The following is a 20,382-nucleotide window of genomic DNA, read 5'->3' on the forward strand; positions in this document are numbered from 1 at the left end:
TTTTGTTTTTTGTCATTGGACCCGTGGCACGCCGCGTGGGCGGCCTTATTTCGGCGCAATCCAGAGTCGCAGCGCAAAGGAGACCAGGGTCACCGTGCCGACGCCGCCGAGCCAGAGCGCTGCAAACCACAACAGACGCTGGCCGAGCGGCCGCTGATTCGGCACCAGAGCCATTTCCGTTCCGATGGAATCGGAACGAGGCTCTCGATTCTCTTTTTGACGCGTTTTCTTGACGCGAACCGGGATCCACTTCGCTGGAAAACGCTCTGGTAGCATCAGTGGTATCCGTGGCCGGGGCGCACCTTGCCGCGGAACACCCAATAGGCCCAGGCGGTGTAGCCGAGGATCAGCGGCACCAGGATCGAGACCCCGACCAGCATGAATATCTGGCTGTTGGCGGGCGCTGCCGCCTGCCAGATCGTGATGCTCTGCGGCACGATGTACGGATACATGCTGATGCCGAGCCCGGCATAGGACAGTGCGAACAGCCCGAGGGTCAGGAAGAACGGCTGGTGGTCGTTCTTGTTGCCGAGCGCGCGCAGCAACAGCGCGGTGACGGCGGCGACCGCGATCGGCACCGGCGCGGTGAGGATGATGTTGGGCCAGGCGAACCAGCGCTGGGTGTACTGCACGCTCAGGAACGGGGTTGCGATGCTGACGGCGCCGATCGCGCAGAGCATCGCGACCAACAACATCCAGCTCAGATGATAGGCGCGCTCGCGCAGCTCGCCTTCGGTCTTCATCACCAGCCAGGTCGCCCCCAGCAGCGCATAGCCGATCACGAGTGCAATGCCGGTCAGGACGCTGAACAGCGTCAGCCAGTCCCACCAGCCGCCGCCATAGTGGCGCCCGTCGACATGGATGCCCTGCAGGATGGCGCCGAGTGCGATGCCCTGCGCCAGCGTCGTGACCAGCGAGCCGCCGGCGAAGGCGAGGTCCCATTTGTTGCGCGCCTTCTGGGTCCGCCAGCGGAATTCGAAGGCGACGCCGCGGAACACGAGGCCGAGCAACATCGCGATCATCGGCGTATAGAGCGCCGGCATCAGCACCGCATAGGCCAGCGGAAACGCCGCCATCATGCCGCCGCCGCCGAGCACCAGCCAGGTCTCGTTGCCGTCCCACACCGGCGCCACCGTGTTCATGATGACGTCGCGGTCGGCCTTCTGCGGAAACAGCGGAAACAGGATGCCGAGGCCGAGATCGAAGCCGTCCATCACGACGTAGACGAACACGGCGAAGGCGATGATGAAGGCCCAGATCGTGGCGAGGTCGATGGGGATGCTCATCGCACGCCCTCCACGGCTGCACCTGCTGCCGGCGTGATGCCGGCCGCACGGGCGGGAAGGTCCTTTGTCGGGCCTTGCTCGCCGGGATGCGGCGGCTGCGCCATCAGCCGCAGGATATAGATCACGCCCGCGGTGAACACGGCGAAATAGACGATGATGAAGGCGATCAGCGAGGAGCCCACGGCCGGCGCTGCCAGCGGCGATGCCGAATCGGTGGTGCGCAGCAGGCCGTAGACGGTGAACGGTTGCCGCCCGGTCTCGGTGGTGATCCAGCCGGCGAGCACCGCGATGAAGCCGGCCGGGCCCATCAGGACCGCGAAGCGATGCAGCAGCGGTGACTGGTACATCATTCCGCGCCAGCGCATCAGGAGGCTGAACAGGCCGAGCCCCATGATCAGGAAGCCGAGCCCGACCATGATGCGGAACGACCAGAAGGTGATCGGCACCGGCGGCCAGTTTTCACGTGGCACGGTGTCGAGGCCGGCGAGCGGCGCGTCGAGCGAATGCTTCAGGATCAGCGACGACAGCTTCGGCACCTCGATCGCATATTTAACTTTCGCATCGGCCTGGTCCGGCCAACCGAACAGGATCAACGGCGCGCCGTCCTTGTGGCTCTGGTAGTGGCCTTCCATCGCCATCACCTTGGCCGGCTGGTGCTCCAGCGTGTTGAGGCCGTGCTGGTCGCCGGCGAGGATCTGGATCGGCGCCACCAAGGTTGCCATCCACATCGCCATCGAGAACATCACGCGCGGACCGGCCAGATGCTGGTCGCGCAGCAGATGCCAGGCGCCGACCCCGCCGACCACCAGCGAAGTGGTGAGGTACGCCGCCAGCACCATGTGCACGAGGCGATAGGGGAAGGAGGGATTGAAGATCGCCTTCAGCCAGTCGGCGGCGACGAACTGGCCGTCGGCATTGACGGCATAGCCGGTCGGCGTCTGCATCCAGGAATTCGCCGACAGAATCCAGAACGCGGAGATCAGCGTGCCGATCGCGACCATCAACGTCGCCACGAAGTGCAGCCTGGGGCCGACGCGTTCGAGCCCGAACAGCATCACGCCGAGAAAGCCCGCCTCGAGGAAGAATGCGGTCAAGACCTCATAGGCCATCATCGGGCCGATCACCGGCCCGGTCTTGTCGGCAAAGGACGACCAGTTGGTGCCGAACTGGTAGGACATCACGATGCCCGAGACCACGCCCATGCCGAACGCGACCGCGAAGATCTTCAGCCAGTAATTGAACAGGTTGATGTAGACCTCGCGCCCGGTGGCCAGCCACAGCGCTTCGAGCACGGCGAGATAGCTCGCCAGCCCGATCGAGAATGCGGGAAACACGATGTGGAACGACATCGTGAAAGCGAATTGCGCGCGGGCGAGTACGACCGCATCCCAGCCTTCGAACATCACGCACCGTCCGTCGTCAATTTCGGGCGCGATCACGTTCGGGATCGCGCATTCCCGGCGTTGAGCCTATCATGCCGGGAATGACGGCGGATTGTCCAATTAGCTGACAAATTGTCCAATCAGCTATTGGCGTTGAGCAGCCGGGCGACGGTGCGGTCGATCTCGTCGTACTGGCCCTCGCCGGCGTGCTGGAACACGATCTTGCCGTTCTGGTCGATGATGTATTGCGCCGGCCAGTACTGGTTGCCGTAGGCGTTCCAGGTCTGCGAATTGTTGTCCTGCGCCACCGGATAGAGGATGCCGTGCCGCTTCAGCGCCGCCTGCACGTTGGAGGCCGAATGCTCGAACGGGAATTCTGGCGTGTGGACCCCGATCACGACGAGGCCGCGATCCCGGTACTTTGAATAAAGTTGGGTGACGTGCGGCAGCGTGTTGACGCAGTTGACGCAGCCATAGGTCCAGAAATCCACCAGCACGACCTTGCCGCGCAAATCGGCGAGCTTCAGCGGCTGCGAATTGAACCAGTTGCTGATCCCTGCGAATTCGGGCGCGGCCTGGCTCTGCGCGGTGGTCATCGCGGTGGCCATTGGAACGGGCACGGCCGGCGCGTTCGACTCGGTGCAGAGGCCGGGGATGACGGCGCCGCCGAGGCCAAGGCCCGCCACCAGAGCGGATACAGCAATCAAGCGCAGGGACATCGATCTCTCCTTATGAGCTCACAGGCCGATCTGGCCGTTGGGATAGAACTGGGTCAGCCACGCCACGATCAGCGTGTCGTATTGCAGGTAGGACAGCGCGGCGAAGGCGATGATCACGACGCCGAAGCCTTGCTGCAGGCGCGGCGCGATCCGCGCCATGCTGCGCACGCGGGTGGTGACGGCCTGCCCGCCATAGGCAATGGCCAGCATCGGGATCGCGGCGCCGATCGCGTAGGTGACGAGCTGCAGGCTCGCCCACGCCGTGTCCTTCGAGGTCGCGACGATGGTCAGGATCGAGCCGAGCACGGGACCGGCGCACGGTGTCCAGACCAGGCCGAGCGTAGAGCCGAGCACGAAGCCGCCGAACAGGCTCGGTGACGGCCCGGCCTGACTGAGGCTGCCGGTGGCGCCGGTCAACCGGGTCGACAGCCATTCGAACGGCGCCGGCCAGATCATCAACAGGCCGAAGCCTGCGAGCAGGATGGCCGCGCCGGTCCGCAGCAGATTCGGATCGAAATCGAAGGCACGCGTGATCGCACTCAGCAGCAATGCCACGGCGGAGAATGACATCACGAAGCCGAGCGCGATCATCGCGGGCCGCGCCTTGCCGGTCTGGCCTATCGATACCCCGAGCAGGATCGGCAGCATCGGCAGGGTGCAAGGGGCGGCGACGGTGGCGACACCGGCAAGCAGGGCAAGGGCAAGGCTGAGCATCGTCGTCCGTCCATCAGAAGTCCCAGCGCGCCAGAGGGCCGTGCCGGGTACGCCTGATGTTCTTCGCCAGGACGGCGTGGCCGTTACGGAGAGTTGGCCGCGGACGACGTCACGTCCGTGTGAGACGAACTGCGTTCGGCCTCACGACCGCGCGCCAAAAACAGAGCGACCCGGCTGGGGGGCATCCCGGCCGGGTCGTTGGAGGTTACTTGGGAGGTTAGAACTAGCGAGGTATCGAAACCTGGGTCAGTGAATTGGGGTTGGGGTTGCGTCGTTGGATATTGGTATAGAGATCGCGTTTTTCCGGGTGATGTCGTCGATTGTTTCAATTGTTTCGTCGCCGACCTTTTTTGGCTTCGTGGACAATTGCCCGGGTTGCTTGATCTCCTCCTAAATAGCTGGATTTGCTTTACTTTAGGCCGCGACGCTGTCCACGCCGGCGCCCCTCAGGAGGTCGGCGAGCTGCTTGCGGGCATAGAACATACGGGTCTTCACCGTGCTCTGCGGGATACCGATGATCTGGCCGGCCTCCTCGACCGACTTCTCATGGTAGTAGACCAGATTGATGATCTCGCGGTGGGCCGGCGACAGCTTGGCCACGCAGGCGCGCAGGATCTCGCTGGTGGTGGCGCGATCGAGCGAGGTTTCCGGCGTGTCGGCGCCGTCGGCGATCTCCAGCACGTCGTCCTGGTCGATGTCCTCATGCCTGCGCTGACGCAGCGCGGTCAGCGCCTTGAAGCGGGCGATCGACAGCAGCCAGGTCGAGACCTGCGAGCGGCCCTCGAACTGGGCCGCGGTGCGCCAGACGTCCAGGAACACCTGGCTCACCAGGTCCTCGGCCATTGTGGTGTCGCGCACCATGCGGAGCACGAAGCGGTAAACCCGGACGTTGTGACGGGCATAGAGCGTGTGCATCGAGGTGCGGTCATTCTTGGCGATATGCGCGAGCAGCGTTTCATCCGAGGTCGCGCGTGCAGCGTCGATGTGCTTCTTGGCTGCAGAGTTGATGGCGATGACGTTCGGCATGACAGGCTCCCAGTTCGCCGTTGGGCGGCGGTTCGTTGGGAGAATTGTTAGTTAGCGCCCGTTTCCGGATGTCTGCGCGAAAGGCGGAAAATGGTTTCGTGACCGGGAGAATTGTTTCGTCGCGGCCCCGGCGACGAAACATTCGGGACCAAAAAGCCAGTCATTTCAACATACGGAAAATTGGAATGGCTGGATTCGCCGCTGTTGGAACGAATCCGGCCCATGACTTCCGGCACTACCCGCGCACTATTCGGCCGGCTGCAGCGCGGGCGCTGCCTTTTTCGGGGCAATCCAGAACGCATCGGGCCGCTCGAACAGGAAATTGGCGCGGGCCGCCAGCGCCAGCCGCCAGATCAGGAGCGCGCCGGCGACGCCGACCGCGGTGACGATCAGCGCGACCAGGCCGATGTCGTGGATGACATCGGACCGCAGCAGAAGGGTGCGCGTCGCGGCCATCGGCAGGAAGAAGGCGAGGTAGATCACGATCGAGTGCTCGCCGCAGAAGCGCAGGAAGCCGAGCCAGTGCGCGCGCGCCAGCAGCGTGCCGGTCACGATGATCGCGCAGGCGCCGGCCAGGCCGAGTGCCAGCGAGACGACCGACCACTCACTGATGTCGAGCGCGACCAGGCTGCCATTGACGAGCGCCCAGAGCCCAAGCCCGAGCAGCGCAAATGCGGGCCGCGCGCGCGCGCGGTCCGACAGCGCGAACACGTAAGCAGCGAGCACGTAGCCGGTGAAGAAGTAGACGAAGCGGGCGCAGAATTCGTCGATCACGGTCCAGCCGGTCACGACATGCGCGCTCTCCAGCGCCGCGGCGACGAGCCAGATCGCGAGCGGGTGGACATTGCGCGTGAGCTTGGTGACGACGAAGAAGATCGGCAGCAGATAGATGAACCACAGCGTGCCGAACGGCTCGATGAAGGCCTCGAGATATTGCAGCCCGACCGCGGCCCAGCCTGCCTCAGCGGCCAGCGACGGTGCCTTGAAGCCGAACTGGATCGTCACCCACAGCACGTAGAAATAGGCGAAGTGCATCACCTTGCGGTCGAGATAGGTGCGCCAATCGCGATCGATCACGACCGACAGGAACAGCCCCGAGATCAGGAAGAAGTCCGGCATCCGGAACGGTTTCGCGAACATCACGACATAATGCATGAAGCCGGTCTGCTCGGCGGCCTTCTCGACCCCCAGCACCGAATGCATCATCACGACCATGACGATGCAAATGCCCTTGGCATAGTCGACCCAATCGACGCGTGCGGCCGCGTTCTCGGCGGAACGATCTGTCGCAGCCTGTGTGCCGTTTGTGGTCATCCTTGTCCCGTTCCGGCGTGATCGGGCTCATCATCGGCCCGATCGGTTGCTTTCTCCTTTATCCATACAAAGGATGTGCCGCCGAACCCGGGGACCTTTCCCCGGTTCCCTGGACCGGGCGAATGGTCTAAGAGGCCCTGAAATCCTAGAAGAAGCCGTGTTTTGTTAACCACAGGACGCAGGTCGGCCGAGGGCCGCTGCCGCGATGAGACTCCTTGCCGCACCATTTCGATAGCCCGCTGCCGATCGACGCCGTGCTCGATGAACTCGACCGCACGCTCGATCGCCACAATGCCGCCGTGCTGGTCGCGCCGCCGGGCGCCGGCAAGACCACGCGCGTGCCGCTGGCGTTGCTCGATGCGCCGTGGGCCAAGGGGAAGAAGATCATCGTGCTGGAGCCGCGCCGCATCGCCGCGCGCGCCAGCGCCGAGCGGATGGCGAAGACGCTCGGCGAACGGCCCGGAGAGACCGTCGGCTATCGGGTGCGCTTCGGCTCAAAGGTGTCGCGCGCGACGCGGATCGAGGTCGTGACTGAGGGCATCTTCTCGCGCCAGATCCTCGACGATCCGGAGCTCAACGGCGTCGCCGCGGTGCTGTTCGACGAATTCCACGAGCGCTCGCTCGACGCCGATCTCGGGCTGGCGCTGGCGCGCGACGCGCAAACCGGCCTGCGCGAGGACCTGCGCATCCTCGTGATGTCGGCAACGCTCGATGGCGCGCGCGTCGCAAGGCTGCTCGGCGACGCGCCTGTTGTCGCGAGCGAGGGCCGCGCCTTCCCGGTCGAGACCCGTTACGTCGGCCGCAAGGTCGACGCGCCGCTGGAGCGGCAGATGGCCGAGACGATCGCGACCGCGCTGCGCGCGGATGCCGGCTCGGTGCTGGCCTTCCTGCCGGGTGCGGCCGAGATCCGCCGCACCCAGACCTTCCTCGCCGAGCGCGTGCATGACGCCTCGGTCGAGATCGTGCCGCTGTTCGGCGCGCTCGATGCCGCCGTGCAGGATCGCGCCATCGCGCCGGCGCCGAAGGGGATCCGCAAGGTGGTGCTGGCGACCTCGATCGCCGAGACCTCGCTGACCATCGAGGGCGTGCGCATCGTGGTGGATTGCGGCCTGGCGCGGGTGCCGCGCTACGAGCCGGACATTGCCTTGACCCGGCTCGAGACGGTGCGGGCCTCGCGCGCCGCGGTCGATCAGCGGCGCGGCCGCGCCGGCCGTACCGAGCCCGGCGTCTGCTACCGGCTCTGGGACGAGCCGCAGACCGCATCGCTCCCGGCCTTTACCGCGCCCGAGATCCTCTCCGCCGATCTGTCCTCGCTGGTGCTCGACCTCGCGCAATGGGGCGTCAACGATCCCGCAAGCCTTGCCTTCCTCGATCCGCCGCCCGGGCCCGCGCTGAAGGAAGCGAGATCGCTGCTCGGCGAACTCGGTGCGCTCGACGATGACGGCCGCATCACCGAGGAGGGCAAGAGCCTGCGCGCGCTGGCGCTGCCGCCGCGGCTGGCGCGCATGATCGTGGACTCCGCGCGCTTCGGTGCGGGCGAGGAGGCGGCCGAGATTGCCGCCGTGCTGAGCGAGCGCGGGCTCGGCGGCGACAGCGTCGATCTCGACCACAGGCTCGACCAGTTCCGCCGCGACCGCTCGCAGCGGGCATCGAGCGCGCGGAGCATGGCCGCGCGCTGGGCCTCGCAGGTGAAGGCGGCGGTGAGCGAGCAGAAGGATCTCTCGACCGGCGTCATGCTGGCCTTCGCGTTTCCGGATCGCGTTGCCAAGAACCGCGGCAATGGCAGCTTCGTGCTGGCCAATGGCCGCGGCGCCGCCGTGGAGCAGACCGCGGCGCTGGCGCGGCTGCCCACTATCACGGTTGCCGAACTGACCGGCACGGCGGCGAGCGGCCGCATCCTGCTGGCAGCGCCGATCACCCAGGAGGAGATCGAGCAGCGTTTCGCCGACCAGATCGAAAACATCGAAGAGGTGGCGTTCGACCGCGGCGCGATGGCGCTGCGCGCGCGCCGCCGGCGTTCGCTGCACGCGATCACGCTGTCGGAAGCGCCGATGCCGCTCAAGCCGTCGGCTGAGACCGCGCGCGTGTTCGCCGACGGCTTGATCGCTGTGGGTCTCGACCGGCTGCCGTGGTCGAAGCATTCGAAACAGTGGCGCGACCGCGTCATGTTCCTGCGCAAGGCCGAGGACGACAGCTGGCCCGATCTGTCGGACACTGCACTCGCAGCGCGGGCCGACGACTGGCTGGTGCCCGCGCTCTACGACAAGACCGCGCTGAAGGATCTGTCCGCCGGCGACCTGTCGGACGCGTTGACGGCGCTGTTGCCGTGGGACCTGCGCGCGCGGCTCGATCGCGAGGCACCGACGCATTTCGAGGCGCCGACCGGAACGCAGCTTGCGATCGATTACGAGGCTGAGCAGGGCCCGACCATCGCGGTGCGGCTGCAGGAGCTGTTCGGGCTCAACACCCATCCCTCGATCGCCAAGGGCGCGGTGCCGCTGGTGCTGGAACTGCAGTCGCCCGCACAGCGGCCGGTGCAGGTGACGCGCGATCTGCCGGGTTTTTGGCGCGGCAGTTACGCGGCGGTGCGTTCTGACCTGCGCGGCCGCTATCCGCGCCATCCCTGGCCGGAAGATCCCGCCAGCGCGATGCCGACCAGGCGCGTGAAACCGCGCGGCACCTAATATCAGCGCAAACGCGCAGCGGTTGTCGCGCGCGCAATCCGGTCCCCACTTTTCCCGATCATGCTGACCGGTTGCGCTGGCGAGCGCCGGCAAACGGTGGTTAGATTTGGATGCTGGGATGGGATCACGGGCTCGCACTTTGGGGAGGCCGCCATGGACTTCAAGAACCTGGAGATCAAGAACGCATCGCCGTCGCTGTACAACGAAGACCTGGCGCCGGCCAAAGAACGCAACTGGGGCGCCTTCAGCATCTTCAACGTCTGGACCTCGGACGTTCACAGCCTCTGGGGCTATTACCTCGCCGCCAGCCTGTTCCTGCTCTGCGGCAGCTTCGTCAACTTCATCCTCGCGATCGGCGCCGGTTCGCTGGTGATCTTCGTGCTGATGAGCCTGATCGGCAATGCCGGCGTGAAGACCGGCGTGCCCTATCCGGTGCTGGCGCGGGCCTCGTTCGGAATCTGGGGCGCCAACATTCCGGCGCTGGTGCGCGCCATCGTCGCCTGCTTCTGGTACGGCGCGCAGACCGCGGCGGCCTCGGGCGCGATCGTCGCGCTGCTGACGCGTATCGACAGCTTCAAGGCGTTCCACCAGTCCAGCCATGTGCTCGGCCATTCCGGGCTCGAGGTGATCTGCTTCGTCGTGATCTGGGCGCTGCAGCTCCTGATCATCCAGCGCGGCATGGAGACGGTGCGCCGCTTCCAGGACTGGGCGGGGCCGGCGGTGTGGTTGATGATGCTGATCCTCGCGATCTATCTCTGCATCGCGGCCGGCGGCATCTCGCTCACCGCGCCGATCCCGCAGGATGTGCTGCTGGAGAAGACCAAGGATGCCGGCGTGCCCGGCGAACCCGGCACCTTCCCGGCGTTGTGCGCCGTCGCCGCGACCTGGATCACCTATTTCGCGGCACTCTATCTCAATTTCTGCGACTTCTCGCGCTACGCGCCCGACGCCAAGGCGCTGCGCAAGGGCAATATCTGGGGCCTGCCGGTCAATCTGATCCTGTTCTCGCTGGTCGCCGGCGTCACCACGATCGCAGCGTTCAACGTCTATCACGAGGTGCTGCTGCATCCCGACCAGATCTCGGCGAAGTTCGACAGCTGGTTCCTGGCGCTGCTCGCCGCGGTCACCTTCGCGGTGGCAACGCTCGGTATCAATGTGGTGGCCAATTTCGTCTCGCCGGCGTTCGACTTCTCGAACGTGTTTCCACGGCATATCGACTTCAAGAAGGGCGGCTACATCGCGGCGCTGATCGCGCTGGCGCTTTATCCGTTCGCGCCCTGGGAGGGCAGCGCCGCCTCGTTCGTCGGGCTGATCGGCGCGACCATGGGGCCGATCTTCGGGATCATGATGGTCGACTATTATTTGATCGCCAAAGGTCGCGTGAACGTGCCGGCGCTGTACCAGGAAGATGGCGAGTATCGCTTCCAGAACGGCTGGAACGTCAGCGCGCTGATCGCGGCCGCGATCGGCGCCCTGTTCTCGTCGGTGCTGCCGAACTTCACCTCGATCCTGCCGGCCTGGTGGGCGGTCTATGGCTGGTTTTTCGGCGTCGCCATCGCAGGCGCGGTCTACTACGCGCTGCGCGTTGCGATGCCGAGCCCGGTCGCGAAGACTGCCTGAGGGCAGGTCGCCTGAAAGGCGGCCTAAAGCAAGATGAGTCTGGGTTGAACAGGGTCCGCAGACTGGGTTTACCTCTCCCCATTGGGGAGAGGTCGATTTGCGCAGCAAATCGGGTGAGGGGCCGCGGCTCCAACGAGAGAGCGTAACCCCTCACCCGGCGCTACGCGCCGACCTCTCCCAAGGGAGAGGTGAACTTCCGCCGCCGCTACAGATCAAACCTAATCTCATCATGCCTTAGGGACCATCTGGGGACCGGCAAATTCCCTCTAGAGGAGGCGGCCGATGACATTCGGCCGCCTCAGCGCGGTCGCATTAACTCTTCGCTCATCCTTTTCGCCAAAATGGCAGCCTCGCGCTGCCGCCCTCGCTCGCGGCGGGGCGGCTGGCGTGGTGAAATTGCGTGTTCGGTTTTCCGAGTATGGTGTCATGCGTAACCTGATGATTTTCGCGGCCATCCTGATCGGGCTGGGCACCTTCATGGCCCAGATGGCCAGCAAGATGTCGCCCGCCGCCGCGACCACCGCCAAGCAGACCATGGCCCCCGCCGTCACGGTGGCGCAGGCCAGCGCCCGCACGCTCAGCATTGCGCCCGATCCGCGCGGTCACTTCGCGACCGACGGCCGGATCGACGGCCAGCGCATCAACTTCATGGTCGACACCGGCGCCTCCGTGGTGGCCCTGAACGAGACCTCCGCCGCGCGCTTCGGCCTGCGTCCGGTACCGGGCGATTACACCTCGCGTGTCACCACCGCCAATGGCACCATCAAGGCGGCACGGGCTCGCCTCGCCATGGTCGAGATCGGTGGCCTCACCGTGCGCGACGTCGATGCGCTCGTGCTGCCGGACGAGGCGCTGTCTGAAAACCTGCTCGGCCTGTCCTTCCTGTCCAAGCTGAAGCGCTTCGAATACGCCAACGGCAAATTGTTGCTGGAGCAATAAGTCCGGCCGCTTGGTGCCCCCTCCCGGTCGCGGCTGCGCGGTGCTATATTGATCCGATGAACAGGTTCGATGCGATCGATACGTTGCGGCGTTCCGAGCGGGCTTTGCGCGGGCGTGGGGTGATGCATGCGGCTCTGTTTGGCTCGGTTGCACGGGGCGACCACCGCGCTGATAGCGATATCGATATCATGATCGAAATCGATCCGGGCGCACGCCTGACGGTTTTCGACTACATGGACATCAAGGAGTATATTTCGGGATTATTCGAAGGGCCCGTCGATGTGGTCAATCGTGATGCCCTGAAGCCCTATGTCCGTCCTGCCGCAACGGCCGACGCGATCTATGCCTTCTGATCGCGTAGACGGCGCGCTCCGTGATATCCTGTATCACATCGATATGGCGATGCGGTTTGTCGAAGGCCTCGATCGCGAAAAGTTCAAGGCCGATATTCGCTCTGTCTATGCTGTAACGCGCTGCCTCGAGATCATTTCGGAGGCATCGCGGCGTCTCCCAGCCGACCTCAAGGCGCGGCATCCTGGGATTGCGTGGAAACAGATGGCCGGGGCCGGCAACGTGTATCGGCACGACTATGAGGATGTTGCAGCGCAGTTAGTATGGGAGACGGTTGAGCAGGCATTGCCGCCGCTGAGAGTAGTGATCGAGCACGAGATCGCGCTCTGATCGGATAGGCCTGTGCCTGTCTCGCTATCCGCCGCGATTTTCGCCGTAATTGTCGGCCACCAGCCCCGGTCCCACCTTTCGCCCGGCCTGCGCATTCGCTAAGGCTGCGGTGATGTCTTTCTGCATGCGACCATAAGGCCGACCCATGTTTCCCAAGCCGAAATCCGCGCTGGTCCCGAACACCTATGCCTTCGAATCCGAGCCGATGGTGAAGCCGACCGGGTTTCGCGAATACGACGCGCGCTGGCTGTTCAACAAGGAGATCAATTTGATGGGCGTGCAGGCGCTGGGCATGGGGCTCGGCGCGCTGATCGCGGAACTCGGCGTCAAACAGGAGATTGTCACCGGCCACGATTTCCGCGGCTATTCCGCCTCGATCAAATACGCGCTGATCTCGGGCCTGATGGCGGCGGGCTGCAAGGTGCACGACATCGGGCTCGCGGTGACGCCGATGGCCTATTTCGCGCAGTTCGACCTCGACGTGCCCTGCGTCGCCATGGTCACCGCTTCGCATAACGACAATGGCTGGACCGGCGTGAAGATGGGCGCCAACCGTCCGCTCACCTTCGGCCCCGACGAGATGACGCGGCTGAAGGAGATCGTGCTCAATGCCGCGTTCAACAACAAGGCCGGCGGCTCCTATCAGTTTCACGAGAATTATCCGGCGCGCTACATCGCCGACCTCACCAACCGGCCGAAGCTGAAGCGCAGGCTGAAGGTGGTGGCGGCCTGCGGCAACGGCACCGCGGGCGCGTTCGCGCCGCAGGTGCTGGAGGCGATCGGCTGCGAGGTGATCCCGCTCGACACCGAGCTCGATCACACCTTCCCGAAATACAATCCGAATCCCGAAGACATGGAGATGCTGCACGCGATCCGCGATGCCGTGCTGGCGCACAAGGCCGATGTCGGTCTCGGCTTCGACGGCGACGGCGACCGCTGCGGCGTGGTCGACAATACCGGCGAGGAGATCTTTGCCGACAAGGTCGGAGTCATGCTGGCGCGCGACATGTCGGCGATCAACGCCAACGCGCAGTTCGTCGTCGACGTGAAGTCGACCGGGCTGTTCGTGACCGATCCCGTCTTGCAGAAGCAGGGCGCGAAAACGGTCTACTGGAAGACCGGGCATTCCTACATGAAGCGCCGCACCAACGAATTGGGCGCGCTCGCCGGCTTCGAGAAGTCCGGCCACTTCTTCTTCAACAAGCCGTTCGGCCGTGGCTATGACGACGGCCTGGTGTCGGCGATCGCGATCTGCGAGATGCTCGACCGCGCGCCCGGCAAGTCGATGGCCGACCTGAAGGACGCGCTGCCGAAGACCTGGTCGTCGCCGACCATGTCGCCGCATTGCGCCGACGAGGCGAAGTATGGCGTGGTCGACGCGGTCGTGAAGCACTTCGAGACGCTGCAGCAGAACGGCGCGCAAGTCGCAGGCCAGAACATCCGCGATCTCGTCACCGTCAACGGCGTGCGCGTCACGGTCGCTGACGGCAGCTGGGGCCTGGTGCGCGCATCCTCCAACAAGCCGGAGCTCGTGGTCGTGGTGGAAAGCCCGGTCAGCGAGCAGCGCATGCGCGACATGTTCGAGGCGATGGATTCGGTGCTGCGCACGCACCCCGAGGTCGGCGCGTACAATCAGAAGATCTGAGGCGGGGCCTTCCGCAAGGCGGTTGTCGTCACCCGCGAAAGCGGGTGATCCAGTACGCCGCGGCCTGTCGATTCAATCACGAAGGTCTCTGGAATACTGGGTCGCCCGGCCAAGCCGGGCGATGACATCTAGGGAGCGGCGCTTACGCCGCGGGCACCGGCAGCGCCGTCACCGACTTGATCTTCTCCATCGCGAAGCGCGAGGTGACGTTCTTCAGCGGCACGGCCGAGATCAGCTTCTTGTAGAACACGTCGTAGGCCTGCATGTCGGCGACCACGACGCGCAGCATGTAGTCGACGTCGCCGGCCATCCGGTAGAACTCCATCACTTCGGGCATGGCGCTGACGGCGTCGGCGAATTTGCGCAGCCAGGCTTCCGAATGGTCGGCGCTCTCGACCGAGACGAACACCGAAATCCCGAGCCCGATCTTGTTCTGATCGACCAGCGCCACGCGGCGCAGGATGACGCCGTCGGCCTCCAGCCGCTGGATGCGCTTCCAGCACGGCGTCGACGACAGCCCGACCCGGTCGCCGATTTCGGCGACGGAGAGCGAGGCGTCCTCCTGCAGCACGGTCAGGATCTTGCGATCGATGGCGTCGAGGCGGCGGTTGTTGTCATGAAGCTGAATGGCGGCATCGGTCATAGAAGAAAGTTCCACATGAAGGTTCAAACTCCCTCATATAGAGAAAAATCTTCCAAATCAAGCGGGCCGTGGCCGGTCAGGCCGGCCGGGCGTCGGCGTGCTCGCCCAAAAACGCTTCAACTTCAGCACGTTGCGGTGCGGCATAAGCGCCCCCGAAGCGGGTGCATTTCAGCGCTGCGGCAGCCGAGGCAAAGCGGAGCGCCTGCCGCAGCTCCTGCTTCTCGGTAATGGCGAGGGCAAACGCCCCATGGAAGACGTCGCCGGCGCCGAGCGTGTCGACGGTATGGACCGGGAAGGCCGGCGTCTCCTCGAGCCCGCCCTTCTCATTGAGCCAGATCGTGCCCTGAGGGCCGCGCGTGCCGGCCAGGAAGGAAGGCGTGAGCTTGGCGAGCTTTTGCAGTGCCTGGCCGTCGTCGGTGACGTCGGCGGTCTGCTGCAGCGGCTCGCTGGAAAACACCAGATGGGATGAGGCGGTGAGCAGCCCTTCCCGCATCGACATCGCGCGGTCGACGTCGACCACCACGGGAATGCCGCGCTTGACCGCCTCGGCGCAGAGCTCGGTGCAGAACGGCGCGCAGCGGCTCTCGGTCAGGATCGCCGCGCAATCCTCCAGCAGCAGCTCGGTCGGCGGCAGCTTGACCTTCCAGAGCTCGGGATCGCGGAAGGTGACGATGGTGCGCTCGCCGGTGTCGTCGATCATGATCGCCGAGATCGGGGTGACCAGATCCGGCATGTGGATGAGATGGTTGGTCTCGATGCCTTCCTGGGCCAGCTTGTCGAAGATGTAGCGGCTCGAGGTCTCCCGCGAATCACCCATCGGCCCGCAGATCGAGGCGCGGCCGCCCAGCCGGACGATGCCGATGGCGGCGTTCAGCGCGTTGCCGCCGCAGATCTCGTCGAAATGGGTCGCGTTCTCCTTGGAGCCGCGGGCCGGTACGTTGACGCGGAAGGTCAGGTCGCGCACCGGCAGGCCGATGCAGAGGATGCGGGGCGGGACTTTCGTGGCGTCGTTCTGAAAATTCATGCAGGGGTCCGTCGCAAAGGTTCCGTCAACTGCCACAAGCTGTGTGCAGGTCTAATCGGCAGAACGATGTCCGGTTCCCGCTATTGGTCCAACGGATTTCGGTGGTGCACCCAGCGGCCGAGCAAATGATGGGCAATCGCGAACGGATGCGGGCCGGCCAGGCCGTCGGGATGCTGGCGCTTGAGCATCAGCGTCGCCTCGGCATGGTCGAACCAGCGTGCGTCCTCGAGCTCAGTGCGGTCGACCACGATGTCCTCGTTGGTCGCACGCGCGGTGCAGCCGATCATCAGCGATGACGGATAGGGCCAGGGCTGCGTCATGTAATAATTGACGTCGGTGCAGCGGATGCCGGACTCCTCGAAAATCTCGCGCCTGACCGCGTCCTCGATGGTCTCGGCGGCTTCGACGAAGCCGGCGAGGCAGGAATACATCCCGGGCATGAACTGCTTCTGCCGGCCGAGCAGCACCTTGTCGCCCGACGTGACCAGCATGATCACGACCGGATCGGTGCGGGGAAAGTGCTCGGCCTTGCAGCTCGGGCATTCGCGCTTCCAGCCGCCATCCTTCATCGCCGTACGGGCGCCGCAGTTCGGACAGAAGCCGTGGCGCTGGTGCCAGGTCACCATCGATTTCGCCATCGCGATGGCCGACAGTTGTTCCGGCGGCACCACGCCCTGCATCGCCATGCCGCGCAATTCGGTGATCGCGACGTCACTGCGCCCGACCAGCTTCTCGGCCGCCTGCGGCGCGATCCCCATGCCGAAGATCGGCGCAGCATCGCGTAGCCCCAGGAAGATCGTGCCGGGATTGGCGCCAAAGGCGCGGGCCTCCTCCAGCGAGAGCAGGGCGCGGGCGCCGCCTTCCTCCTGCTTCACGACCAGCGAGTCGCGATAGATCACATAGGCTCTGGCCTCGCGATGGCCCTCCAGCGCGAACAGCTTCTCGTCATTGCTGCGCAGATGCGCGGCGCGGTCCAGCACATGGGTGACGAAGGCCGGCTGGCCGAGCGGAAAAGAATCGGATGCAGACATCGAAAATCAACCCAACCAGATCTTGCGGCGAAGCGCACTGATGAAATTCTGCACTTCCTCGGCGTCATGCGCCAGCGGCGGCATCACGCCCCAAACGGGACGCGGCCATGCAGCGTCGCTGGTGCGGCGCGCGATGACGTGGACGTGGAGCTGCGGGACGAGGTTGCCGAGGGCGGCGACATTCAGCTTGTCGCACTTGGTGACCTCTTTCAGGGCCCGCGAGACGCGGGTGATCTCCGTCATCAGCTGCGCCTGCTCGACCTCGTCGAGGTCGATGATCTCGACCGCGCCGTCGCGCCGCGGCACCAGCAGCAGCCAGGGATAGTGCGCATCCTTGATGACGAGCACCTTGCACAGCGGCAGGTCGCCGATGTCGATGGTGTCTTTCTTGAGCTGCGAATGCAGCGACCAGTTGGAGGCGGGCATGAGGCGCAAGTAATGCCTTTCCGTGTTCCCAGACAAGCCCCACAAAGCCCGGTCAGGCCGCTTGCTTTCCGGCGGTTTTGGCCCCAAATAGGGACCGGGAGATTGGCGGTGGACGAGCCACTCGCCAACCGGGTCAGGTCCGGAAGGAAGCAGCCCTAACGAGGTCCGGATCGGGTCGCTCGTCAGTCTCCTACCTGTTTTTCCGAGCGAATCGCGCTGGAACGGCGGTCTCCGCGCCCGGCGCTTGATTTCGGCTCCTATCCGCACGCCGGTTGACGAGACAATTCCCAAGTTGCGGATCGATGCATGAATGACGCTGGCGACCCCTCCCAACCGTCCGACGGCGCAGGCAAAGCAAGCCTTGACGGCGGTTTTGATTTGGGTGGCGCGCCTGATACGGCCAAGCCGTACCGCGTTCTCGCCCGCAAATACCGTCCCTCCAGCTTCGAGGATCTGATCGGCCAGGAGGCCATGGTGCGCACCGTCTCGAACGCGTTCGAGACCGGGCGGATTCCGCAGGCCTGGATTCTGACCGGCGTCCGCGGGGTCGGCAAGACCACCACCGCGCGCATCCTCGCCCGTGCCTTGAACTACGCGAAGCCGGACGGCTCGGTGAAGGGGCCGACTATCCACATGCCCGACCTCGGCGTGCACTGCCAGGCGATCATGGAAAGCCGGCACATGGACGTGCTGGAGATGGACGCGGCCTCGCACACCGGCGTCGACGATGTCCGCCAGATCAACGACAGCGTGCGCTATGCGCCGGCCAGCGCGCGCTACAAGGTCTACATCATCGACGAAGTCCACATGCTGTCGACGGCGGCCTTCAACGCCTTCCTGAAGACGCTGGAGGAGCCGCCGGAGCACGCCAAGTTCGTGTTCGCCACCACCGAAATCCGCAAGGTTCCGATCACGGTGCTGTCGCGCTGCCAGCGCTTCGATCTGCGCCGGGTCGAGGCAGACGTGCTGATGAAGCATCTCGGCAACATCGCGGCCAAGGAAGGCGTCGAGGTCGAGCCCGAGGCGCTCGGCATCATCGCGCGCGCCGCCGAAGGTTCGGTGCGCGATTCGCTGTCGCTGTTCGACCAGGCGATCGCGCATGCCGCAGGCCTCGTGAAGGCCGACGCGGTCAGGCAGATGCTCGGCCTCGCCGACCGCACCCGGGTCATCGATCTCTTCGATTCGCTGGCGCGCGGCGATCTCGCCGGCGCCTTCGCCGAATTCCGCGCGCAATATGATGTCGGCGCCGATCCGGTGGTGGTGCTGTCCGATCTTGCCGAGTTCGTCAATTTCGTCACCCGCGTGAAGTTCGTGCCGGGAACCGCGGACAACGTCGCGTTCGGCGAGACCGAGCGGGTGCGCGCGCGTGAATTCGCCGCAAAACTGTCGACGCGGGTGCTGTCGCGGATGTGGCAGATGCTGCTCAAGGGTATCGCCGAGGTGCAGACCGCGACGCGGCCTGCCGCTGCCGCCGAGATGGTGCTGGTGCGGATCGCCTATGTCGCCGACCTGCCGACGCCGGATGAAGCGATCCGGATGATGATCGAGCAGAATGGCGGCGGCGCGGCGCCCGCGACGTCGGGCTCCGCCGCATCGTCAGCGCCACGCGGCGCGCCGGCCTCGACGATGTCTGCCATGCCGTCGGCGCGGGCACCGCAGGGCGCGCCGCGCGCCGATCTCGCCGCGCGTCCGCAGATGGCGGCCCCAGTCGCCGATGCCGCGCCGGCGCTGCGCATCACCAGCTTTCCGCAGCTGATCGCGCTCGCCGGCGAGAAGCGCGATATCATGACCAAGAGCGCGCTGGAGGCCGATGTGCGGCTGGTGCGCATCGAGGATGGCCAGCTCGAGATCGCGCTCGAGCCGAAGGCACAGCGCGCGCTCGTCACCGATCTGTCGCGCAAGCTCGAACTATGGACCGGGCGGCGCTGGACCGTGATCATCTCCAACGCGGCCGGCCAGCCCACCGTGCGTTCGCAGAACGAATTGGCGCGCAGCGAGCATCAGCGTGCCGCGGAGGCCGATCCGCGCGTGCAGGAAGTACTGGCGCGCTTCCCCGGCACCAAGGTGGTCGAGGTCCGCCGCCTTGCCGCCGAGGTTCCGGTGGCGGATGCGACCGGCGAAGACCCGATTGAAACTTCCGACAGCGACGACGATTGATCTGACGATAGGAACGCACGCATGGCTGATTTTCTCGGCATGATGAAGCAGGCAGCGCAGCTGCAATCCAAGATGCAGGCGATGCAGGAAGAGCTCGGCAATGTCGAGGTCGAGGGCATCTCCGGCGGCGGCCTGGTCGCCGTGCGCATGACCGCGAAGATGGAAGTGAAGGGCATCAAGATCGATCCGTCGCTGATGAAGCCGGAGGAGCGCGAGGTGCTCGAGGATCTGCTGGTCACCGCGCTGGGCGACGCGCGTCGCAAGGCCGAGACCGCGATGCAGGAGAAGATGATGGCACTTACCGGTGGGCTCGGCCTGCCGCCGGGATTTGGTCCGACCTAAATGGCTGCGAGCGTTGCCGGCCCCGAGATTGAACGCCTGATCCAGTTGCTGGCGCGGCTGCCCGGGCTCGGGCCCCGTTCGGCGCGGCGCGCGGCACTGCATTTGATCAAGAAGCGCGAGGCCCTGATGACGCCGCTGACCGCGGCGCTGCAGGTCGCGATCGACAAGATCCAGGTCTGCAAGACCTGCGGAAACATCGATACACAGAACCCCTGCACGGTCTGCACCGATCCGCGCCGCGATCCCTCGATCATCGTCGTGGTCGCCGATGTCGCCGATCTCTGGGCGCTGGAACGTGCCAATGCGACCAATGGACGCTATCACGTGCTCGGCGCAACGCTGTCGCCGCTCGACGGTGTCGGCCCGCAGGATCTCACCATCGATCAGCTGGTGGCGCGCGCGCATGCGCCCGAGGTCAGCGAGATCATTCTGGCGCTCAATGCGACCGTCGATGGCCAGACCACCGCGCATTACATTACCGACCTCTTGTCGGAGGCCAATGTGCGGGTGACGCGTCTGGCGCATGGCGTGCCGGTCGGCGGAGAGCTTGATTACCTCGACGAAGGTACGCTATCGGCTGCGATGCGGCAGCGGACGCTGTTCTAGCGCGCGCTCGAAAGCCGGACGCAACGGCGTTTGCCGGTCGATCCTTCATAAGTCGAAAAGATCGCACTGAAACAAAACGATAGGGTGGATGACGTTTCGGGGACGGTCATCCACGCTCTGACGAATCAAGTACGGAACCACTG

At 65.2% G+C, this 20,382-nt stretch carries 20 protein-coding genes and 1 other RNA gene; 10 read left to right on the forward strand and 11 right to left on the reverse strand.

Annotated elements, in window-relative coordinates:
* Positions 1–45: 45 nt before the first annotated feature.
* From HU230_RS36040 to HU230_RS36070, 7 genes are all read right to left on the reverse strand, one after another.
* Positions 46–174 carry a DUF2474 domain-containing protein gene (locus HU230_RS36040; protein WP_092122578.1) on the reverse strand — a complete coding sequence of 43 codons (129 nt, stop codon included), beginning with the start codon at positions 172–174 and terminating at the stop codon, positions 46–48.
* Between the two features lie 101 nt (positions 175–275).
* Positions 276–1,286, reverse strand: coding sequence for a cytochrome d ubiquinol oxidase subunit II (cydB, locus tag HU230_RS36045; RefSeq protein ID WP_176534116.1), 1,011 nt, complete (start codon positions 1,284–1,286; stop codon positions 276–278).
* Positions 1,283–2,689, reverse strand: a complete 1,407-nt coding sequence (locus tag HU230_RS36050; RefSeq protein ID WP_176534115.1) for a cytochrome ubiquinol oxidase subunit I — start codon at positions 2,687–2,689, stop codon at positions 1,283–1,285. Before HU230_RS36050 ends, cydB begins: the two co-directional genes overlap by 4 nt.
* Positions 2,690–2,808: 119 nt before the next feature.
* Positions 2,809–3,387: a thioredoxin family protein gene (locus HU230_RS36055; protein ID WP_173639353.1), complete on the reverse strand. Its 579-nt coding sequence runs from the start codon at positions 3,385–3,387 to the stop codon at positions 2,809–2,811.
* Positions 3,388–3,405: 18 nt separating this feature from the next.
* Positions 3,406–4,101 (reverse strand): cytochrome c biogenesis CcdA family protein, encoded by a 696-nt coding sequence (locus HU230_RS36060; RefSeq protein ID WP_176534114.1) that lies wholly within the window; start codon positions 4,099–4,101, stop codon positions 3,406–3,408.
* Between the two features lie 414 nt (positions 4,102–4,515).
* A complete protein-coding gene (locus tag HU230_RS36065; protein WP_176534113.1) occupies positions 4,516–5,127 on the reverse strand; it encodes a sigma-70 family RNA polymerase sigma factor in 612 nt (203 codons plus the stop codon).
* 246 nt (positions 5,128–5,373) lie between these two features.
* Positions 5,374–6,441, reverse strand: a complete 1,068-nt coding sequence (locus HU230_RS36070; RefSeq protein WP_176534112.1) for an acyltransferase family protein — start codon at positions 6,439–6,441, stop codon at positions 5,374–5,376.
* Positions 6,442–6,656: 215 nt separating this feature from the next.
* On the opposite strand from HU230_RS36070, the gene hrpB reads away from it, so the two are divergent.
* From hrpB to HU230_RS36100, 6 genes are all read left to right on the forward strand, one after another.
* Positions 6,657–9,125: an ATP-dependent helicase HrpB gene (gene hrpB, locus HU230_RS36075; RefSeq protein WP_176534111.1), complete on the forward strand. Its 2,469-nt coding sequence runs from the start codon at positions 6,657–6,659 to the stop codon at positions 9,123–9,125.
* 153 nt (positions 9,126–9,278) lie between these two features.
* Positions 9,279–10,745, forward strand: coding sequence for an NCS1 family nucleobase:cation symporter-1 (locus HU230_RS36080; RefSeq protein ID WP_176534110.1), 1,467 nt, complete (start codon positions 9,279–9,281; stop codon positions 10,743–10,745).
* Between the two features lie 438 nt (positions 10,746–11,183).
* A complete protein-coding gene (locus tag HU230_RS36085; protein WP_176535263.1) occupies positions 11,184–11,684 on the forward strand; it encodes a TIGR02281 family clan AA aspartic protease in 501 nt (166 codons plus the stop codon).
* 56 nt (positions 11,685–11,740) lie between these two features.
* Entirely contained in the window at positions 11,741–12,037 is a 297-nt protein-coding gene (locus tag HU230_RS36090; protein WP_176534109.1) for a nucleotidyltransferase family protein, read from the forward strand.
* Positions 12,027–12,365, forward strand: coding sequence for a HepT-like ribonuclease domain-containing protein (locus tag HU230_RS36095; protein ID WP_176534108.1), 339 nt, complete (start codon positions 12,027–12,029; stop codon positions 12,363–12,365). Before HU230_RS36090 ends, HU230_RS36095 begins: the two co-directional genes overlap by 11 nt.
* A 145-nt stretch (positions 12,366–12,510) precedes the next feature.
* Positions 12,511–14,010, forward strand: coding sequence for a phosphomannomutase/phosphoglucomutase (locus HU230_RS36100; protein ID WP_176534107.1), 1,500 nt, complete (start codon positions 12,511–12,513; stop codon positions 14,008–14,010).
* Positions 14,011–14,152: 142 nt separating this feature from the next.
* Here HU230_RS36100 and HU230_RS36105 read toward each other — a convergent pair whose 3' ends face one another.
* The 4 genes from HU230_RS36105 to HU230_RS36120 all read right to left on the reverse strand — a co-directional run bounded on the left by HU230_RS36105 (position 14,153) and on the right by HU230_RS36120 (position 17,134).
* Positions 14,153–14,653, reverse strand: a complete 501-nt coding sequence (locus tag HU230_RS36105; RefSeq protein ID WP_173639344.1) for an Lrp/AsnC family transcriptional regulator — start codon at positions 14,651–14,653, stop codon at positions 14,153–14,155.
* A 76-nt stretch (positions 14,654–14,729) separates the two neighbouring features.
* Positions 14,730–15,677, reverse strand: coding sequence for a sugar kinase (locus HU230_RS36110; protein ID WP_176534106.1), 948 nt, complete (start codon positions 15,675–15,677; stop codon positions 14,730–14,732).
* 80 nt (positions 15,678–15,757) lie between these two features.
* Complete coding sequence (gene nudC / locus HU230_RS36115) at positions 15,758–16,708, reverse strand: NAD(+) diphosphatase (RefSeq protein ID WP_176534105.1); 951 nt, start codon at positions 16,706–16,708, stop codon at positions 15,758–15,760.
* Between the two features lie 6 nt (positions 16,709–16,714).
* The gene (locus tag HU230_RS36120; protein ID WP_028335945.1) at positions 16,715–17,134 is read right to left on the reverse strand and encodes an HIT domain-containing protein; all 420 of its coding nucleotides are present in this window, start codon (positions 17,132–17,134) and stop codon (positions 16,715–16,717) included.
* A 97-nt stretch (positions 17,135–17,231) separates the two neighbouring features.
* On the opposite strand from HU230_RS36120, the gene ffs reads away from it, so the two are divergent.
* The 4 genes from ffs to recR all read left to right on the forward strand — a co-directional run bounded on the left by ffs (position 17,232) and on the right by recR (position 20,239).
* An RNA gene (gene ffs, locus HU230_RS36125) (signal recognition particle sRNA small type) lies at positions 17,232–17,328 on the forward strand.
* Between the two features lie 112 nt (positions 17,329–17,440).
* Positions 17,441–19,291 (forward strand): DNA polymerase III subunit gamma/tau, encoded by a 1,851-nt coding sequence (locus HU230_RS36130; RefSeq protein ID WP_176534104.1) that lies wholly within the window; start codon positions 17,441–17,443, stop codon positions 19,289–19,291.
* Positions 19,292–19,312: 21 nt separating this feature from the next.
* Positions 19,313–19,633 carry a YbaB/EbfC family nucleoid-associated protein gene (locus tag HU230_RS36135; protein ID WP_176534103.1) on the forward strand — a complete coding sequence of 107 codons (321 nt, stop codon included), beginning with the start codon at positions 19,313–19,315 and terminating at the stop codon, positions 19,631–19,633.
* Positions 19,634–20,239: a recombination mediator RecR gene (recR, locus tag HU230_RS36140; protein ID WP_028335942.1), complete on the forward strand. Its 606-nt coding sequence runs from the start codon at positions 19,634–19,636 to the stop codon at positions 20,237–20,239.
* Positions 20,240–20,382: the final 143 nt, after the last annotated feature.

This window comes from Bradyrhizobium quebecense (assembly GCF_013373795.3).
GTDB classification, from domain to species: domain Bacteria; phylum Pseudomonadota; class Alphaproteobacteria; order Rhizobiales; family Xanthobacteraceae; genus Bradyrhizobium; species Bradyrhizobium quebecense.

What these genes read in the sequence shown, in the direction of transcription:
- HU230_RS36085 (WP_176535263.1), top strand. Translation starts at nt 11,184, where the DNA reads ATGATTTTCGCGGCCATCCTGATCGGGCTGGGCACCTTCATGGCCCAG.
- HU230_RS36105 (WP_173639344.1), bottom strand. Translation starts at nt 14,653, where the DNA reads ATGACCGATGCCGCCATTCAGCTTCATGACAACAACCGCCGCCTCGAC.
- recR (WP_028335942.1), top strand. Translation starts at nt 19,634, where the DNA reads ATGGCTGCGAGCGTTGCCGGCCCCGAGATTGAACGCCTGATCCAGTTG.
- HU230_RS36120 (WP_028335945.1), bottom strand. Translation starts at nt 17,134, where the DNA reads ATGCCCGCCTCCAACTGGTCGCTGCATTCGCAGCTCAAGAAAGACACC.
- HU230_RS36070 (WP_176534112.1), bottom strand. Translation starts at nt 6,441, where the DNA reads ATGACCACAAACGGCACACAGGCTGCGACAGATCGTTCCGCCGAGAAC.
- HU230_RS36095 (WP_176534108.1), top strand. Translation starts at nt 12,027, where the DNA reads ATGCCTTCTGATCGCGTAGACGGCGCGCTCCGTGATATCCTGTATCAC.
- HU230_RS36040 (WP_092122578.1), bottom strand. Translation starts at nt 174, where the DNA reads ATGGCTCTGGTGCCGAATCAGCGGCCGCTCGGCCAGCGTCTGTTGTGG.
- HU230_RS36050 (WP_176534115.1), bottom strand. Translation starts at nt 2,689, where the DNA reads ATGTTCGAAGGCTGGGATGCGGTCGTACTCGCCCGCGCGCAATTCGCT.
- HU230_RS36100 (WP_176534107.1), top strand. Translation starts at nt 12,511, where the DNA reads ATGTTTCCCAAGCCGAAATCCGCGCTGGTCCCGAACACCTATGCCTTC.
- HU230_RS36090 (WP_176534109.1), top strand. Translation starts at nt 11,741, where the DNA reads ATGAACAGGTTCGATGCGATCGATACGTTGCGGCGTTCCGAGCGGGCT.
- nudC (WP_176534105.1), bottom strand. Translation starts at nt 16,708, where the DNA reads ATGTCTGCATCCGATTCTTTTCCGCTCGGCCAGCCGGCCTTCGTCACC.
- HU230_RS36080 (WP_176534110.1), top strand. Translation starts at nt 9,279, where the DNA reads ATGGACTTCAAGAACCTGGAGATCAAGAACGCATCGCCGTCGCTGTAC.
- HU230_RS36060 (WP_176534114.1), bottom strand. Translation starts at nt 4,101, where the DNA reads ATGCTCAGCCTTGCCCTTGCCCTGCTTGCCGGTGTCGCCACCGTCGCC.
- HU230_RS36055 (WP_173639353.1), bottom strand. Translation starts at nt 3,387, where the DNA reads ATGTCCCTGCGCTTGATTGCTGTATCCGCTCTGGTGGCGGGCCTTGGC.
- HU230_RS36110 (WP_176534106.1), bottom strand. Translation starts at nt 15,677, where the DNA reads ATGAATTTTCAGAACGACGCCACGAAAGTCCCGCCCCGCATCCTCTGC.
- HU230_RS36130 (WP_176534104.1), top strand. Translation starts at nt 17,441, where the DNA reads ATGAATGACGCTGGCGACCCCTCCCAACCGTCCGACGGCGCAGGCAAA.
- HU230_RS36135 (WP_176534103.1), top strand. Translation starts at nt 19,313, where the DNA reads ATGGCTGATTTTCTCGGCATGATGAAGCAGGCAGCGCAGCTGCAATCC.
- HU230_RS36065 (WP_176534113.1), bottom strand. Translation starts at nt 5,127, where the DNA reads ATGCCGAACGTCATCGCCATCAACTCTGCAGCCAAGAAGCACATCGAC.
- cydB (WP_176534116.1), bottom strand. Translation starts at nt 1,286, where the DNA reads ATGAGCATCCCCATCGACCTCGCCACGATCTGGGCCTTCATCATCGCC.